Source organism: Janibacter limosus NBRC 16128 (genome assembly GCF_001570985.1).
GTDB lineage: Bacteria > Actinomycetota > Actinomycetes > Actinomycetales > Dermatophilaceae > Janibacter > Janibacter limosus.
The window spans coordinates 17680-34487 of sequence record NZ_BCSS01000025.1; the positions used below are offsets into that span (position 1 = coordinate 17680).

The window sequence follows — 16808 nt, forward strand, 5'->3', positions numbered from 1 at the left end:
ACGAAGTTCTGGGACCACCCGCAGTCCTGGACGATGGCCACCTACGAGGACAACGAGGGCTACACCGCCCTGCGTCAGGCGCTGAAGAGTGACCCGGCCGACCTCATCCAGGCGACCAAGGACTCCGGTCTGCGCGGCCGTGGTGGCGCCGGCTTCCCCACCGGCATGAAGTGGGGCTTCCTGCCTCCTCCGGACGGTGGCCCCCGCTACCTCGTCGTCAACGCCGACGAGTCCGAGCCGGGCACCTGCAAGGACATCCCGCTGCTCATGGCGGCTCCGCACTTCCTCGTCGAGGGCATCGCGATCACCTCCTTCGCGATCGGGTGCAACCACGCCTTCATCTACCTGCGCGGCGAGGTCGTCCACGTCTACCGGCGCGTCATGCGCGCGGTTGAGGAGGCCTACGCGGCCGGGTACCTGGGCAAGGACATCCTCGGGACCGGCTTCGACCTGGACGTGACCGTCCACGCCGGTGCCGGTGCCTACATCTGCGGCGAGGAGACGGCTCTGCTCGACTCGCTCGAGGGGCGCCGTGGCCAACCGCGTCTCAAGCCCCCCTTCCCCGCGGTGGCCGGTCTCTACGCCCGCCCGACGGTCGTCAACAATGTCGAGTCCATCGCCTCGGTCCCGGCGATCATCAAGCAGGGCGCCGAGTGGTTCTCCGACATGGGGACGGAGAAGTCGCAGGGCTTCGGGATCTTTTCCCTGTCCGGGCACGTCAAGAACCCGGGCCAGTACGAGGCGCCGCTCGGCATCACGCTGCGCGAGCTGCTCGACATGGCCGGTGGCATGCGCGACCCGGGTCACCCGCTGAAGTTCTGGACCCCGGGTGGCTCGTCGACGCCGATCTTCACCGACGAGCACCTCGACGTGCCCCTGGACTTCGAGTCCGTCGCGGCCAACGGCTCGATGCTCGGTACGCGTGCGCTGCAGATCTTCGACGACACCGTCTCGGTCGTGCGCGCCGTGAGCCGCTGGACCGACTTCTACATGCACGAGTCCTGCGGCAAGTGCACCCCGTGCCGCGAGGGCACGTGGTGGCTCGCCCAGATCCTGCAGCGGATCGAGCGCGGCCAGGGCACCCCCGAGGACATCGACAAGCTCGTCGACATCTGCGACAACATCCTCGGACGGGCCTTCTGCGCCCTCGGTGACGGCGCCACCAGCCCGATCACCTCTGCCGTGAAGTACTTCCGTGAGGAGTTCGAGGCCGGGTGCCACACCCCGGCCGCGGAGCTCTTCCCGCCCGCCGCCTCGACGCTCTTCGCCAAGGAGCAGAACACGATGGTGACCGCATGAGCGTCACGAGCGACAAGAACCCGACGTCCGACGAGGTCAAGCCCGACCTCATCGGCGTGACCATCGACGGCATCGCCGTCTCGGTCCCCAAGAACACCTTGGTCATCCGGGCCGCGGAGGAGGCGGGGATCGAGATCCCGCGCTTCTGCGACCACCCGCTCCTGGAGCCGGTCGGCGCCTGCCGCCAGTGCCTCGTCGAGGTGGCGACGCCCGACCGCGAGGGCAATGTCAAGCCGATGCCCAAGCCGCAGGCGAGCTGCACCATGACGGTCAGTGAGGGCATGCAGGTGCGCACGCAGCACTCCTCGCCAGTCGCCGACAAGGCGCAGCAGGGCATCATGGAGATGCTCCTCATCAACCACCCGCTCGACTGTCCGGTCTGCGACAAGGGCGGCGAGTGCCCCCTGCAGAACCAGTCGATGAGCAACGGCCGGGCCACCTCGCGCTTCGAGGACGTCAAGCGCACCTACCCCAAGCCGATCAACATCTCCTCCCAGGTGCTCCTCGACCGTGACCGGTGCGTGCTGTGCGCACGCTGCACCCGCTTCTCCGACCAGATCGCCGGCGACCCCTTCATCGCGCTCGTCGAGCGAGGTGCCCTCCAGCAGGTCGGCATCTACGAGGACCAGCCCTTCGAGTCCTACTTCTCGGGCAACACGGTCCAGATCTGCCCCGTGGGCGCGCTCACGGGGGCGGCCTACCGCTTCCGGTCGCGTCCCTTCGACCTCGTCTCCACCTCCGACGTCTGCGAGCACTGCGCCGACGGCTGCTCGATCCGCACCGACCACCGCCGCGGCACGGTCCTGCGACGGATGGCGGGCAATGACCCCCAGGTCAACGAGGAGTGGAACTGCGACAAGGGCCGCTGGGCCTTCAACTCCGCCAGCCTCGGGGACCGCTTCGAGTTCCCGATGGTGCGTGACGCCAGCGGTGAGCTGCGCGTCGTCTCCTGGCAGGAGGCTCTCGTCGCTGCCGCGGAGGGGCTGCGCGCTGCGCAGGGCCACGGAGTGCTCGTCGGCGGCCGGGTGAGCGTCGAGGACGCCCACGCCTATGCGGCCTTCGCCCGCTCGGTGCTGCACACCGACAACATCGACCACCGCGCCCGTCCGCACTCCGCCGACGAGCGTGACTTCCTGCTGCGGCATGTCGCGGGGACCACGCCGGAGACCGGTGTGACCTTCGAGGAGGTCGGGCGGGCCAGCTCGGTCCTGCTCGTCGGCCTGGAGCCCGAGGAGGAGAGCCCGATCCTCTTCCTGCGCCTGCGCAAGGCCTACCGCGAGGCCAAGACCGCGGTCCACTCCATCGCTCCGCTGGCCACCCGCGGCCTCGACAAGCTCGGTGGCACCCTCATCCCCTCCGCACCGGGCACCGAGACCGAGGTGCTCACGGCGCTGACCGGCGAGGTCGGTCCCGGCGCGGACACCGACCCGCTCATCGCTGCCCACGCCGCGCTGCGCGGCGAGCGGCCGATCATCCTCGTCGGCGAACGCCTGGCCACCGTGCCCGGTGCCCTCGCCGCTGCTGCAGAGCTGGCCCGCGAGAGCGGTGCCCGACTGGCGTGGATCCCGCGACGTGCGGGTGAGCGCGGTGCGGTCGAGGCCGGCTGCCTGCCCGGTGAGGACGGCCTCGACACCGCCGGCATCGTCGCCGGCGCCGCCTCCGGCACGCTCGGCGCCCTCGTCGTCGGTGGCGTCGATGCGCACGACCTGGGTCTGCCCGGGGCGAGCGAGGCCTTCGAGCGTTCCTTCGTCGTCTCTCTCGAGATCCGCCCGAGCAGCGTCACCGAGCACGCCGACGTCGTGCTCCCGGTCGCCCCCCACGCCGAGCGTGCGGGAGCCTTCGTCAACTGGGAGGGGCGCGTGCGTCCCTTCGAGGCGGCTCTGGCGACCAATGCCCTGCCCGACCACCGGGTCCTGCACATGCTGGCCGACGAGATGGGCGAGTTCCTCGGGACCCGCACCACGGCGGAGGCCCGCGCCTCGATGGAGGCCACGAGCGCACCGTCGGCCAAGGGGTACCCGCCGCGGGTGCGACGGGCTCCGGTCCCCGAGCCGGGCGCCGGTGAGCTGGTCCTCGCCACGTGGCGTCTCATGCTCGACAAGGGATCCCTCCAGGAGGGTGAGCCCTTCCTCGCCGGCACCGCCAAGGCGCCGCGCGCCCACGTCTCACCGGCGACCGCGCAGGCCTTCGGGCTGGTCGAGGGAGACCTCGTCACCGTCCAGGGCGACGACGTGCGGGTGACCGTTCCCGTGCGCGTGCAGGACATGGTCGACCACGTCGTGTGGTTGCCGACCAACTCGGAGAGCTGCGACCTGCGCGGCCTCTCCGGCCGAGCCGGAGCGATCGTCTCCGTCACGAAGGGTGGTGCGGCATGACCGGCATCTCGCTCCTGATCGCCGCTGCGGACAAGCCGGTGGCTGCGGACTTCAGTGACACGCCGGTCTGGCTGTCGCTGGTCAAGGCGCTCTTCCTCTTCGTCTACCTGCTCGTGTCCGTGCTGCTCGTCATCTGGTTCGAGCGTCGCGTGATCGGTCGGATGCAGCAGCGTCCCGGCCCCAACCGCGCCGGCCCCTTCGGTCTGCTGCAGACCCTCGCCGACGGCATGAAGTCGATGCTCAAGGAGGACGTGCGCCCCAAGGGAGCCGACGCGTTGATCTTCACGATCGCGCCGGTCATCTTCGCGTCGATGGCCTTCGTCGCCTTCTCGATCATGCCGCTCGGCGGCATGGTCTGGATGTTTGGTCACCACACGCCGCTGCAGCTGACCGACCTGCCGGTCGCCGCGCTCCTCGTCCTCGCGGTCGCGGGCGTCGCCGCCTACGGCATCGTGCTCGGTGGTTGGTCGGCCGGCTCCACGTACCCGCTGCTCGGTGGCCTGCGCGCCACGGCCCAGCTGATCTCCTACGAGATCGCGATGGGACTGGCCCTGGTCGCGGTCTTCATGTACTCCGGCTCGATGAGCACGAGTGAGATCGTCGCGGCCCAGGCCGACCTCTGGTTCATCATCCCGGCCTGCGTCTCCTTCGTCATCTACGTGATCACCATGGTCGGCGAGACCAACCGTCTGCCCTTCGACCTCGCCGAGGGCGAGGGCGAGATCGTCGGTGGCTACTTCACCGAGTACTCGGGCATGCGGTTCGCGATGTTCTTCCTCGGTGAGTACATCAACATGTTCACCGTCTCGGCCCTGGCCACGACGCTCTTCCTCGGCGGCTGGCAGGCACCTCCCGGCATCGCGGCGATCGGCGACGGCATGTTCAACACCGGCTGGTGGGGCCTGCTGTGGTTCTCGGTCAAGCTGTGGATGTTCATGTACTTCTTCGTCTGGCTGCGCGGCACGCTGCCTCGTACCCGGTACGACCAGTTCATGCGCTTCGGCTGGAAGTTCCTCATCCCCGTCACCGTCGCGTGGGTCATCGCGGTGGCCTTCATCCGCGGAGCCGACGCCGGGTTCTTCGGCGACGGGACGGTCGGCCTCTTCGGGCTGAACTTCCCGATCTCCTCGCTGATCATCGTCGCGGTCCTGGCCGTGATCGTCCTGGGATCCACGTGGATCTGGGAGAGCAAGGTCGAGGCACAGGCCAAGGAGCAGGAGGAGGCCTCGGTCATCCCCGAGGAGATCGATCCCTGGGCCGAGGGGTACCCCGTCCCGCCGATGCCGGGCCAGCGTCTCGTCGAGAACCGCGGCGCCACCGCCATCGACACCAAGCCAGCGACCACCGGGGCGGCGACCTCGCCGGCCCGTGAGGAGGAGCAGCACCGTGGCTGACGATTCCCAGGGCGGGTTCTTCTCGGACCTCTTCGCCCCCGTAGCCGGGTTCGGCGTCACCTTCGCGACGATGTTTCGCAAGGTCGCCACCCAGGAGTACCCCGAGGTCAAGTGGCCGACCCAGCCGCGCTTCCACGGCCGGCACCAGCTCAATCGGCACCCGGACGGGCTGGAGAAGTGCATCGGCTGCGAGCTGTGCGCGTGGGCCTGCCCGGCCGACGCGATCCTCGTCCAGGGCGGCGACAACGACGACGAGCGCGGCCTGCGCTTCAGCCCCGGTGAGCGGTACGGGCACATCTACCAGATCAACTACCTGCGCTGTATCTTCTGCGGACTGTGCATCGAGGCCTGCCCGACGCGGGCGCTGACGATGACCAACGAGTACGAGCTCGCCGACAACAACCGCGCCGACCTGATCTTCACCAAGGAGCAGCTGCTCGCCCCCCTCCAAGAGGGGATGCTCCCGGCACCCCACCCGATGGTCGAGGGCATGGAAGAGCGCGACTACTACCAGGGCAAGGTGGCCACGGCCACCGACGCCCAGCGCCAGTGGGTCGACCAGCACTCGACCGCTGACGACGATGACGCCACGCAGGCGCAGGAGGAGGCCCGATGACAGGCACCGGAGAAGCTGTCGTCTTCTGGGTCCTCAGCGCCATCGCCGTCCCCGGCGCGCTGGCCCTGCTCTTCGCCCGCAAGGCGGTGCACGCAGCCATCGGCATGGTGCTGACGATGATCACCATCGGCGTCTTCTACCTCCTGCAGGAGGCGGACTTCCTCGGTGTCGTGCACATTTTCGTCTACACCGGCGCCGTGATGATGCTCTTCCTCTTCGTCGTCATGCTCGTCGGCGTCGACCACTCCTCGTCGCTCGTCGAGCCGCTCAAGGGCCAGCGGGTCATGACCATCGTGCTCTCGCTCGCCGGGATGGCGCTGCTCTTCGCCGCCATCGGTCGGGTCACCTACACCGGCGACCCGTCGCTGGCGGAGGTCAATGCCGACCCGGGCAATGTCGAAGCGATCGCCTACCTCGTCTTCGGCAAGTACGTGTGGCTCTTCGAGGTCACCGCCGCCCTGCTGACGGTGGCCGCGCTCGGCGCGATGGTCTTCGCCCACCGCGAGCGGATCATCGCCAAGCCGACGCAGAAGGAGTGGATGGCCAAGCGCTTCCGCGAGGGCAAGAACCTCGCCGGCCTGCCCGTCCCCGGCGTCTACGCCCGCCACAACGCGGTCGACACCCCGGCGCTCCTGCCGGACGGCAGCATCTCCGAGCTCTCCCTCAACCGAGTCCTCGTGGCCCGCGACCAGGTCACCACCCCGACCCGGTACGTGCAGGTCGAGGACGCCGAGACCACGACCGAAGGGGGGCTGGAGCGATGAACCCGATGAACTACATCTACCTCGCGATCATCCTCTTCACGATCGGCAGCGCCGCCGTCCTGCTGCGCCGCAACGCGATCATCGTCTTCATGGGTGTGGAGCTGATGCTCAACGCCGCCTCGCTCGCCTTCGTCACCTTTTCCCGTATGCACGGGTCGGTCGAGGGGCAGGTGATCGCCATGTTCGTCATGGTGGTGGCCGCCGCCGAGGTCGTCGTCGGACTCGCCATCATCATGGCCGTCTTCCGTGCCCGCCGGTCGGCCTCGGTCGACGACGCCAACCTGCTGAAGCTGTAAGGAGCCACCTTGCTCACGGATCTCGCTTGGCTGCTCGTCGCCCTGCCACTGCTCGGCGCCGCGCTGCTGCTCCTCGGCGGCCGCCTCACCGACTCCTTCGGACCGCTGCTGGCCACCGCCCTGTCCTGGGGTTCCTTCCTCGTGGGTGCCGCCATCTTCATCTCGATGCTCGGCTCCGAGCCGGGGGAGCGCACCTCCTCCATCGAGCTGTGGAACTGGGTCCCGGCAGGCAGCCTCGACGTCGCCGCAGGGTTGCTCGTCGACCCGCTGTCGATGGCCTTCGTCCTGCTGGTCACCTTCGTCGGCTCGCTCATCCACGTGTACTCGCTCGGGTACATGGAGCACGACCCCGACAAGCGGCGCTTCTTCGCGTACCTGAACCTCTTCGTCGCGTCGATGCTCCTGCTCGTCCTCGCCGACTCCTACCTGCTGCTCTTCGTCGGCTGGGAGGGCGTGGGCCTGGCCTCCTGGCTGCTCATCGGCTTCTGGAACCACAACCCCGCCTACGCGACCGCGGCCAACAAGGCCTTCATCGTCAACCGGATCGGTGACGTCGGACTCCTGCTCGCGATGTCGATCATGCTGGCGACCTTCGGCACATTGGACTTCGCCGCGGTCGACGACGCCATCGCGGGCGCCGGCGAGGGCACGCTCACGGCCATCGGCCTGCTGCTCCTGCTCGCCGCCTGCGGCAAGTCGGCACAGTTCCCGCTGCAGTCCTGGCTCGGTGACGCCATGGCCGGCCCGACCCCCGTCTCGGCGCTCATCCACGCCGCGACCATGGTCACCGCCGGCGTCTACCTCGTCGTGCGCAGTCACACGATCTTCGACGGGGCGCCCAATGCCCAGCTGGCCGTCGTCATCGTCGGTGCCATCACGCTCGTCTACGGAGCCATCGTCGGCTGCGCCAAGGACGACATGAAGAAGGCGCTGGCCGCCTCGACCATGAGCCAGATCGGCTACATGATGCTCGCCGCCGGCCTCGGTCCGGTCGGCTACGCCTTCGCGATCTTCCACCTCATCACCCACGGCTTCTTCAAGGCCGGCATGTTCCTCGGTGCCGGTTCGGTGATGCACGGGATGGACGACCAGGTCGACATGCGCCGCTTCGGTGGGCTGTCCACGGCCATGAAGATCACCTGGGTGACCTTCGGCCTGGGCTGGCTCGCGATCCTGGGGGTTCCCCCCTTCTCCGGCTTCTGGAGCAAGGACAAGATCATCGAGGCCGCCTTCGTCGGCGAGGGCTGGCGTCCGTGGGTCTTCGGCCTGGCCGCCCTCATCGGTGCCGGGATCACCGCCTTCTACATGTCGCGCCTGTTCTTCATGACCTTCCACGGCAAGAAGCGCTGGACCGAGGACGTGCACCCGCACGAGTCGCCGCTGACGATGACCATCCCGATGATGGTGCTGGCCGTCGGCTCGGCCTTCCTCGGCCTGGTCCTCGCGACCGTCGCCCCGATCGGCACCTGGCTCGAGCCGGTCTTCGGTCACGTCGAGCACCACGAGCCGGTCCTGCCGGTGCCGGTGCTCATGGCCGCCACGCTCGTCGTCGTCGCCATCGGTGCCGTCTGGGCCTGGCTGACCTACGGCCGTGGTGAGGTGCCGGAGGTTGCCCCCGAGGGCTCCGCCCTGACCCGCGCGGCCCGCCGCGACCTCTACCAGGACGAGCTCAACGCGACCCTCCTGCAGTGGCCGGGCATGGCCCTCACCCGCGGGCTGGTCTCCGTCGACACCGACGGCATCGACGGTGCCGGTGTCGGTGGGCTCGCCCGCTGGACCGAGCGCTCCTCCTCCTGGCTGCGCCGTGCCCAGAACGGCTACGCGCGCAGTTACGCCCTGACGATGCTCTCCGGCGTCGTCGTCTTCCTCGCAGCCCTGTGGGTGATCAACTGATGGACAACATGCCCTGGCTCACCCTGCTCATGGTCGTACCGCTGGTCGGCTCGATCGTGGTGGCGGCGCTCCCTTCGCGCAGCTCCGCACTCGCGCGGCCCATCGCGCTCGGCGTCTCGCTCCTGACGCTGGCGATCGGAGTCGTCGCCGCGGCCACGAGCTTCACTCGCGGCAGCGACCAGCAGTTCCAGATGACCGAGCAGCACGAGTGGATCCCGCAGCTCGGGGTCAGCTACTCCCTCGGCGTCGACGGGATCGCCCTCTCGCTCATCCTCATGGCGCTCGTCCTCATGCCGATCTGCCTGCTGGCGGCCTGGGACGACGTGCCCGAGGGCGGCGGCCGCGAAAAGGGCTACTTCGCCCTGCTCCTGGTGCTCCTGCCCTTCATGGTCGGAGTCTTCGCCGCGACGGACGTCTTCCTCTTCTACGTCTTCTTCGAGGCCATGCTCATCCCCGTGTACTTCCTCATCGGGATGTACGGCGGCGAGCGTCGTCAGGCTGCTGCGGTGAAGTTCCTGCTCTTCAGCCTCGCGGGCGGGCTCATCATGCTCGTCGGCGTCATCGCGCTGTACCTGCAGGGCCCGGGTGGCTCCGACGGCTTCCTCCTCGAGCGCCTCACCGGCCTCGAGATCGGCGGCAACACCGAGCGCTGGCTCTTCGTGGCCTTCTTCATCGCCTTCGCGGTCAAGGCGCCGATGTGGCCGGTCCACACCTGGCTGCCCGATGCCGCGACCGCTGCCCGGCCCGCCGTGGCCACGCTGCTCGTCGGCGTGCTCGACAAGGTCGGCACCTTCGGGATGATCCGCTTCTGCCTGCAGCTCTTCCCCGAGGCGAGCCAGTGGGCGACCCCGGTCGTCATCACCCTCGCGGTGGTCTCGGTCCTCTACGGCGCGATCCTGGCGATCGGTCAGCGCGACATGATGCGCCTGATCGCCTTCACCTCGATCAGCCACTTCGGCTTCATCGTGATGGGCATCTTCGCCTTCACCTCGGTCTCGCAGGCCGGCAGCAACCTGTACATGGTCAACCACGGGTTCGCGACGGCTGCGCTCTTCCTCATCGCGGGCATGCTCGTCGCCCGCCGCGGCAGCAAGCGCATCGACGACTACGGCGGCTGGCAGCGAGCGACCCCGGTCCTGGCCGGCAGCTTCCTCGTGGCCGGTCTGGCGACCCTGTCGCTGCCGGGTCTGTCGACCTTCGTCTCTGAGTTCCTCGTCATCGCGGGCACCTGGTCGCGCTACCCCGTCGCGACGGCCTTCGCCGTCTGGGGCGTCGTCCTCGCCGCGATCTACATCCTGCTGATGTACAAGCGGATCTTCACCGGCCCGCCGCCCGTCATGGAGGCGGTCGGCGAGACGGTTGACGAGGGTGACCTCGCGTCGTCCGACAGCGAGCCGCAGTACATCCGCGCCGACATCGACGAGGGGCGTCGCCCCCTTCACCTCGCCGCGCCGCTGCGCGACCTGGGACTGCGCGAAAAGTTCGTCGTGGCCCCGATCCTCGCGATCCTCGTCGGCCTCGGCTTCTTCCCCCAGCCCGTGCTGGACACGCTCAACCCGGCCGTCGAGCGGACGCTCCAGATCGTCGGCGTCTCCGACACGACCCCGTCGGTCCCGGCTGACGCAGGCTCGACCTCAGGGAGTGACCACTGATGCCCCCCACCGTCCCCGCGGCCTTCGAGGCCGTCGAGATCAGCTACTGGGCGCTCTCGCCGATGATCGTGCTCCTCGTCGGAGCCTTCGTCGGTGTGCTCGTCGAGGCCTTCGTCCCGCGCGGCACGCGGCATCTCGCCCAGGTCGTCGTCGCCGCGGGCTCGATCGTGCTCTCCCTGGCCGCGCTGGTCTTCATGACCGAGACCGAGACGGGGATCACCGTGGGCGGCACCATCGCCGTCGACGGTCCGACCCGCTTCATGCAGGGCACCCTGCTCGTCCTCGGCCTGCTGGGCCTGCTCGTCATGGCCGACCGTCTCGGCGGTGACACCGCCGACGCGTTCACCCCCATGGGTGCCGCGAGCCCCGGGTCCAACCTCGAGGCACAGGCAGCGCGCAAGGGCTGGTCGACGACGGAGGCCTTCCCGCTGGCGCTCTTCGCCCTCGCCGGGATGCTGCTCTTCCCCGCGTCCAACGACCTGCTCACGATGTTCGTCGCACTCGAGCTGCTCTCGCTGCCGCTGTACCTCATGTCCGGCCTGGCCCGGCGTCGGCGCCTGCTGTCCCAGGAGGCTGCGCTCAAGTACTTCCTGCTCGGCGCCTTCTCCTCCGGCTTCTTCCTCTTCGGTGCCGCGCTGCTCTACGGCTACGCGGGCTCCATCGGCCTGCCGGAGATCGCCGCGGCCGCCAGCACCTCGACCGGCGAGTTCGAGGGCCTGCTCCTGCCGGGTGTCGTCATGGTCATCGTCGGCCTGCTCTTCAAGGTCGGCGCCGTGCCCTTCCACTCCTGGACCCCGGACGTCTACCAGGGCGCCCCGACCCCGGTCACCGGCTTCATGGCGGCCTGCACCAAGGCTGCTGCCTTCGGTGCGCTGCTGCGCCTGATGTACGTCGGGCTGGAGACCACGCGGTGGGAGTGGCACATCGGGGTCGTCGTCATCGCCGCCCTGACCATGATCGTCGGGTCCGTGCTGTCCGTCACGCAGACCGACATCAAGCGGCTGCTGGCCTACAGCTCGATCGCGCACGCCGGGTTCATCATCGTGGCGCTCATCAGCTTCGACCGCAGCGCGGTCGAGGGCGTCTTCTTCTACGTCGTCGCCTACGGCGTCTCGACGATCGCCGCCTTCGCGATCGTCAACCTCGTGCGTGAGCGCGACGCGGAGGCGACGCACCTCTCCCAGTGGGCTGGGCTGGGGCGCAAGCACCCGTGGCTGTCCGGCGCCTTCGCGCTGCTCATGCTCGCCTTCGCGGGGATCCCGCTGACCTCCGGCTTCACGGCCAAGGTCGCGGCATTCATGCCGGCTCTGGAGCACGGCGGCCTCTCCGGCGTCGTGCTCGTGGTCATCGGCGTGCTCATGTCAGCGATCACCGCCTTCGTCTACATCCGGTTGATCGTCCTGATGTTCTTCACCGAGCCGACCGGCGATGTCACCGTCGCCGCGCCGGCCACGCTGTCCCTGGCTGTCATCGTCGTGGGTGTCATCGTTACGATCGCCCTCGGTGTCTTCCCGGGCCCGCTGCTCGAGCTCGCTGAGCAGTCCAGCATCTTCATCACGAGGTGACCCTGTGACCAGCTCGACCCCGCCGGTCCTCGCCCTGCCACAGGCGAGCGAGGACCTGACCTCGCGCCTGACGGCCGGTCTGCAGCAGGTGGAGGCGCTGATCATCGAGCGCACCCGCAGCGAGGACGACTTCATCAGCGAGGCCAGCCTCCACCTGGCCAACGCCGGGGGCAAGCGGTTCCGGCCGATGCTCACGATGCTCGTCGCAGAGCTCGGCTCAGGGATCAACGAGCAGGTCGTGGCGGCCGCTGCCGGTGTCGAGCTGACCCACCTGGCGAGCCTGTACCACGACGACGTCATGGACGAGGCGGACCTGCGCCGAGGCGCCCCGAGCGCCAACGCGCTGTACGACAACTCGACCGCGATCCTCGTGGGCGACCTGCTCTTCGGCACCGCGTCGGACATCATCGCCGACCTCGGCGCCGACGCGGTCAGGATCCAGGCGCAGACCTTCATCCGGCTGTGCTCCGGCCAGATCCGCGATGACCGGCCCTGCCCGCAGGGCCAGGACGCCCGTGAGTACTACCGAGGTGTCCTCGCCGACAAGACGGGTGTCCTCGTCGCCACGGCAGCGCGCTACGGCGCCATGTACAGCGGGTGCAGCCCCGAGGTCATCGAGATGGCGACGGAGTACGGCGAGCACCTCGGGGTCGCCTTCCAGCTCGCTGATGACCTCATCGACATCTCGAGCGAGTCCGACGAGACCGGCAAGACGCCCGGCACCGACCTGCGTGAGGGCAAGCGCACCCTGCCGGTGCTCAATGCCCTGGCCTCGACCGACCCCGCCGACGCCGAGCTGCAGGAGCTGCTGCGCTCCGAGCTCAAGGAGCCCGAGCGGGTGGAGCGGGCGCTGGAGCTGCTGCGGCCGCACCAGGCCATGACAGACGCGCGTGAGGAGACCCTCGCCGTGGGTCGGCAGGCCGTCGACTCGCTGGCCATGCTGCCCGACAGCGACGCCAAGACCGCTCTCATCGCCCTCATGGAGGGCGTCGTCCACCGCGTGGGCTGAGACCGGACGGTTCAGCCTCAGACAGGGTTCAGTCTCAGACGGGCTCTACCGGCTCCAGCGACTCGCACTGGTCCTGGGCAGGGCGGCGTCGCTGACGGGCCGTGCGCAGCGAGTCGACGGTCAGGCAGACGAGCGCCACCCACACGATCCCGAAGCCGATCCAACGGACCGGGTCGACGTGCTCGCCGAGCAGGGTGACGCTGACGACGAGCTGGATCACCGGGGTGATGAACTGGATCAGCCCGATCGTCACCAGCGGGATGCGACGCGCGGCCTCGGCGAAGAGGAGCAACGGGATCGCGGTGATCACTCCTGCCGACACGAGCAGGACCGGGTGCCACGGAGCATCCGTGGTGAAGGTCGAGTCGCTCTGCGCCGTCAGCCACCACACGAGTCCCAGGGCCGGCGGAAGGAGGAAGATCGTCTCCGCTGACAGGGACTGCAGTGCCGGCAGCGTGGCGCCGAGCTTTTTCTTGGTCAGGCCGTAGCCGCCGAAGCTCATCGCGAGGACGAGCGAGATCCACGGCAGGCCGCCTCCGGCGAGCGTGAGGTAGACGGCAGCGAGCGCGCCGATCCCGACGGCGACCCATTGCAGGGCGCGCAGGCGCTCACCGAGGACGAGCACGCCGAACGCCACGGTGACGATCGGGTTGAGGAAGTAGCCGAGCGCAGCCTCGTTGGTCCGCCCGGTGCCGACGGCGTAGACGTAGACGAACCAGTTGATGCCGATGAGATAGGCGGCGATGCACACGCCCACGGCCAGTCGTCCTCGCAGCTGGCGCAGCAGTGCCACGAGCTCCGTGCGCAGGAGCAGGACGAGGACGCACAGCACGAAGGTCCAGACGACCCGGTGCGCCAGGATCTCCAGCGCCCCGGCAGGGCGCAGCGCGTGGAAGTACAGGGGGAAGAGCCCCCAGATGCCGTAGGCGAACCAGGCGGCCAGGACGCCGCGGGCGTCGCGTTGAGGGGTCACGCCGCGAGGCTACTCCGGACCGAGGGCGGGTCAGGAGGGCAGTTCGGCAACGGCGACGAAATTGGCCGTGCGGTGGCCGTCCTTGCGGAAGCCGAGCTCGTCGTCGCAGGTCACCAGGACCACCCGTCGGGTGTCGTCATTGGCCCCCCAGACCTGCGCGCTGGTGGTCAGCTCGTCCTTGTCGACGATGTCGGTGCTCGTCACCTCGAAGCGCAGCGTGGCCCCGCCGGGGTAGGTGAGGACCACGCCGTCTCCCTTCGCCAGCTGCTCGAGCGCGGCGAAGGAGTCGGCCTGCCCGCCCGAGACGACGTGCCCGGCGATGACGGTCGTCCCGGTGGCGCCGGGGCGCACCCGGTCGTACCCGGTGAACCAGATGACCTGGCCGGCGGCGGGGTTGACCTTGCCTCCGCGCAGCCCCTGCCCCTCGATCGTGGTCGACAGCCCGACGCTCGGGATGCTCAGGCTCGTCGCGGGGTCCTTGGCGTCGGCTGCCGCGATCCCGGCCGCGCGCTCGGCGCTCGACTGGGTCGGGTCGGTATCGGGCGTGACGGAGACCTCGGGGTCCGGCTCATTGGTCGTGGCGCTGGCCGAGGAGTCGTCGGACGAGCTGCTGGACGGCGAGCTCGTGCCCGATCCGCGCGTCGTGGTCGAGGCCGTCGACGAGGACGAAGGGGAGGTCCCCGCCGTCGTCGTGTCGTCCCCGGAGCCGCCACACCCGGCGAGGGCGAGCGCGATCAGCGCGCTCGCGGCGACGAGGCCGTGGCGGGTGCGTCGGGGGAGCGGCATGGAGTTCACCTTGTCATGGAGGACGGGCCGCCCACGCCGAAGCGTGGGCGGCCATCACGGATGGTGCTCAGACCCGGTCGGTCTCGATGACCGGACCGCGAGGGGTGTCGTCCTTCGGACCGGTGGGCTGGTCGCCCTTGGGAGGCTTGGGCTCCTTGGGGGGCTTCGGGCCGGCGGGGGAGGTCGGCCAGACCATGATGACCGCGGGGCGCGGCTGGGTGTTGCCCTGGTAGGGGAAGCGGCTCATCACCTTGGTCGTGCTCGCGCCGTCCTCCTCGCCGGGGTGCTGGATGGCCGCGAAGACGACCCGGTCGTCCCACTCGATGAGCGGGCCGCAGCACTCGGAGAAGGCCGGGACCGACAGGAACTGCTGCAGGTGACCCTTGTGCTCACCCTCAAGCGGCATGAGGTACATGCCGTCGCAGTGGCCCAGGGCATTGCCGTCGGTGGAGATCCACAGGTTGCCGGCGCCGTCGAAGGCAACATTGTCCGGGCACGAGATCGGGCTGACCTGCGACCTGTCGTAGCCGTTGAAGTAGGTCTCGGGGTCGTTGGGGTCACCGCAGACGAGCACGAGCTTCCAGTCGAAGCCGGTCACCGTGTGGTCGCCCGAGCGCGGCGTGATCTCCAGGACCTGACCGTGCTTGTTCTCCGCGCGGGGGTTGGCCTCGTCGACCTGAGCCGGGGCGCGCTTGGAGTTGTTGGTCAGCGCCGCGTAGACGCGACCGTTGACGAGGTTGACCTCGACGTCCTCGGGTCGGTCCATCTTGGTCGGCCCGACCTTGTCAGCGGCCAGACGGGTGAAGACGAGGACCTCCTCGAGCGTCATGCCGTCGACCGTGGACGCGCCGTCGACGACGAGCGGCAGCCACTCGCCGGTGCCGTCGTGCACACCGTCGCCGGTGCCGTTGCCGGAGAACTTGGCGACGTACAGGTCCCCCTCCTCGAGCAGCGTGAGGTTGTTGGCCAGGTCGCCCTCGACGTAGGTGCCCGCGGAGACGAACTTGTACATGTAGTCGAAGCGCTCGTCGTCACCCATGTAGGCGACGACCCGGCCGTCGCCGGCGACGACGACATTGGCGCCCTCGTGCTTGAGGCGACCGAGCGCGCTGAGCTTGCGCGGGGCGGCGCCGGGGTCGAAGGGGTTGATCTCGACGACCCAGCCGTGGCGGTGCGCCTCGTTGGGCTCGACGGTCAGGTCGAAGCGCTCGTCGAGGCGGTCCCAGTTGTGCTGGGAGGTGCTGCCGCCGGCGAGGCCGTAGCGGGCTGCGGCCTCGCCGGTCAGGTCATCGCTCGGCGCGGCCGGCTGGGTGAAGTAGCCGTTGAAGTTTTCCTCTCCGGACAGGATCGTGCCCCACGGGGTGGTCCCGCCGGCGCAGTTGCCGAAGGTGCCGTGCGGCGTCGTGCCGGCCGGGTCGGCGCTCGTCCTGACCAGGTCGCTGCCGCGCACCGGGCCGACGAGCTCGAAGGGGGTTTCAGCGGTGATCCGACGGTTGAGCGGCGCACCCTTGGTGTAGGTCCACCTGCTGCCCGGGTTCTTGCGCGTCATCTCCACGACCGTCATCCCGTGGGCGTTCATCGTCAGCTGCACCTGGTCGTCGGTCATGGACGCAGCGTCGGTGTAGCCGTGGAACATCAGCTCGTTGTTGGTGTACTCGTTGTTGACGACGAGCACGGCCTGGTTGGCGCTGCCGTTGCGCAGGACGCCGACGTAGTCGCAGTTGTAGCCCATCTGGCCGGCCTGGGCGGCTGCCGTGTGGTTGTCGAAGTCGAAGGCCGGCGCGTCGGCGAGGATCGGGTCGCCCCAGGCGATGATCGGGGCCCACTGGAAGCCGTCGGGCACGACGACCTGGTCGGTGCCGGCCTTGACGGGGTCGATGCCCGTGAAGCCGAAGGGAGCGGTCTTGCCCGTCCCGGGGGCGGCGACGGCCGGCTCGGCGACGGACGTGGCGGCGACGGTGGTCAGGCCAGCGAGCGCTGCGGCGGCGCCCCCGGCCTTGAGGACGGAGCGTCGCGAGGCCGCGACGACGTCGCCGAAGTATGCGTTGTCCGAGGTGTTGGGGACCGGCTTGCTGCAGGCGTCGTTGCACTTCCACATGCAGGTGGCGGCCGAGCGGCCGCCGTCCCGGTGGCCGGTGGACAGGGGCAGCAGGGTGCGGTCGTTGCGGGGTGGCGTCATGTCGTTC

13 protein-coding genes are annotated in these 16808 nt (G+C 69.3%); 10 read left to right on the plus strand and 3 right to left on the minus strand.

The genetic code is table 11. The features are described 5' to 3' along the window. The first annotated feature begins 33 nt into the window (after positions 1 to 33). From nuoF to JLI01S_RS10515, 10 genes are read left to right on the plus strand one after another with little or no spacing between them, the layout of a single operon-like run. Positions 34 to 1299 (plus strand): NADH-quinone oxidoreductase subunit NuoF, encoded by a 1266-nt coding sequence (gene nuoF, locus JLI01S_RS10470; protein WP_068264256.1) that lies wholly within the window; start codon positions 34 to 36, stop codon positions 1297 to 1299. After that, entirely contained in the window at positions 1296 to 3674 is a 2379-nt protein-coding gene (locus JLI01S_RS10475; protein WP_068264206.1) for an NADH-quinone oxidoreductase subunit G, read from the plus strand. Before nuoF ends, JLI01S_RS10475 begins: the two co-directional genes overlap by 4 nt. Then, positions 3671 to 5068 carry an NADH-quinone oxidoreductase subunit NuoH gene (gene nuoH, locus JLI01S_RS10480; protein WP_068264208.1) on the plus strand — a complete coding sequence of 466 codons (1398 nt, stop codon included), beginning with the start codon at positions 3671 to 3673 and terminating at the stop codon, positions 5066 to 5068. The genes JLI01S_RS10475 and nuoH overlap by 4 nt, the downstream gene beginning before the upstream one ends. Continuing rightward, positions 5061 to 5684, plus strand: coding sequence for an NADH-quinone oxidoreductase subunit NuoI (gene nuoI, locus JLI01S_RS10485; protein WP_068264210.1), 624 nt, complete (start codon positions 5061 to 5063; stop codon positions 5682 to 5684). The genes nuoH and nuoI overlap by 8 nt, the downstream gene beginning before the upstream one ends. Beyond that, positions 5681 to 6448 carry an NADH-quinone oxidoreductase subunit J gene (locus JLI01S_RS10490; protein WP_068264212.1) on the plus strand — a complete coding sequence of 256 codons (768 nt, stop codon included), beginning with the start codon at positions 5681 to 5683 and terminating at the stop codon, positions 6446 to 6448. The genes nuoI and JLI01S_RS10490 overlap by 4 nt, the downstream gene beginning before the upstream one ends. Continuing rightward, the gene (gene nuoK / locus JLI01S_RS10495; protein WP_068264214.1) at positions 6445 to 6744 is read left to right on the plus strand and encodes an NADH-quinone oxidoreductase subunit NuoK; all 300 of its coding nucleotides are present in this window, start codon (positions 6445 to 6447) and stop codon (positions 6742 to 6744) included. Before JLI01S_RS10490 ends, nuoK begins: the two co-directional genes overlap by 4 nt. Positions 6745 to 6753: 9 nt before the next feature. Next, positions 6754 to 8637, plus strand: a complete 1884-nt coding sequence (gene nuoL, locus JLI01S_RS10500; RefSeq protein WP_068264215.1) for an NADH-quinone oxidoreductase subunit L — start codon at positions 6754 to 6756, stop codon at positions 8635 to 8637. Continuing rightward, the gene (locus JLI01S_RS10505) at positions 8637 to 10289 is read left to right on the plus strand and encodes an NADH-quinone oxidoreductase subunit M (RefSeq protein ID WP_068264217.1); all 1653 of its coding nucleotides are present in this window, start codon (positions 8637 to 8639) and stop codon (positions 10287 to 10289) included. The genes nuoL and JLI01S_RS10505 overlap by 1 nt, the downstream gene beginning before the upstream one ends. Continuing rightward, on the plus strand, positions 10289 to 11854 hold the full coding sequence (gene nuoN / locus JLI01S_RS10510; RefSeq protein WP_068264219.1) for an NADH-quinone oxidoreductase subunit NuoN: 1566 nt from the start codon (positions 10289 to 10291) through the stop codon (positions 11852 to 11854). Before JLI01S_RS10505 ends, nuoN begins: the two co-directional genes overlap by 1 nt. Positions 11855 to 11858: 4 nt before the next feature. Beyond that, positions 11859 to 12863 carry a polyprenyl synthetase family protein gene (locus JLI01S_RS10515; protein ID WP_068264221.1) on the plus strand — a complete coding sequence of 335 codons (1005 nt, stop codon included), beginning with the start codon at positions 11859 to 11861 and terminating at the stop codon, positions 12861 to 12863. Positions 12864 to 12897: 34 nt separating this feature from the next. On the opposite strand, the gene rarD is transcribed toward JLI01S_RS10515, so the two are convergent. The 3 genes from rarD to JLI01S_RS10530 form a co-directional block, all read right to left on the minus strand. Beyond that, positions 12898 to 13836: an EamA family transporter RarD gene (gene rarD, locus JLI01S_RS10520; RefSeq protein ID WP_068264223.1), complete on the minus strand. Its 939-nt coding sequence runs from the start codon at positions 13834 to 13836 to the stop codon at positions 12898 to 12900. Positions 13837 to 13866: 30 nt separating this feature from the next. Beyond that, complete coding sequence (locus JLI01S_RS10525) at positions 13867 to 14622, minus strand: class F sortase (RefSeq protein ID WP_068264225.1); 756 nt, start codon at positions 14620 to 14622, stop codon at positions 13867 to 13869. 67 nt (positions 14623 to 14689) lie between these two features. Beyond that, complete coding sequence (locus tag JLI01S_RS10530; protein WP_245634586.1) at positions 14690 to 16801, minus strand: PhoX family protein; 2112 nt, start codon at positions 16799 to 16801, stop codon at positions 14690 to 14692. Positions 16802 to 16808: the final 7 nt, after the last annotated feature.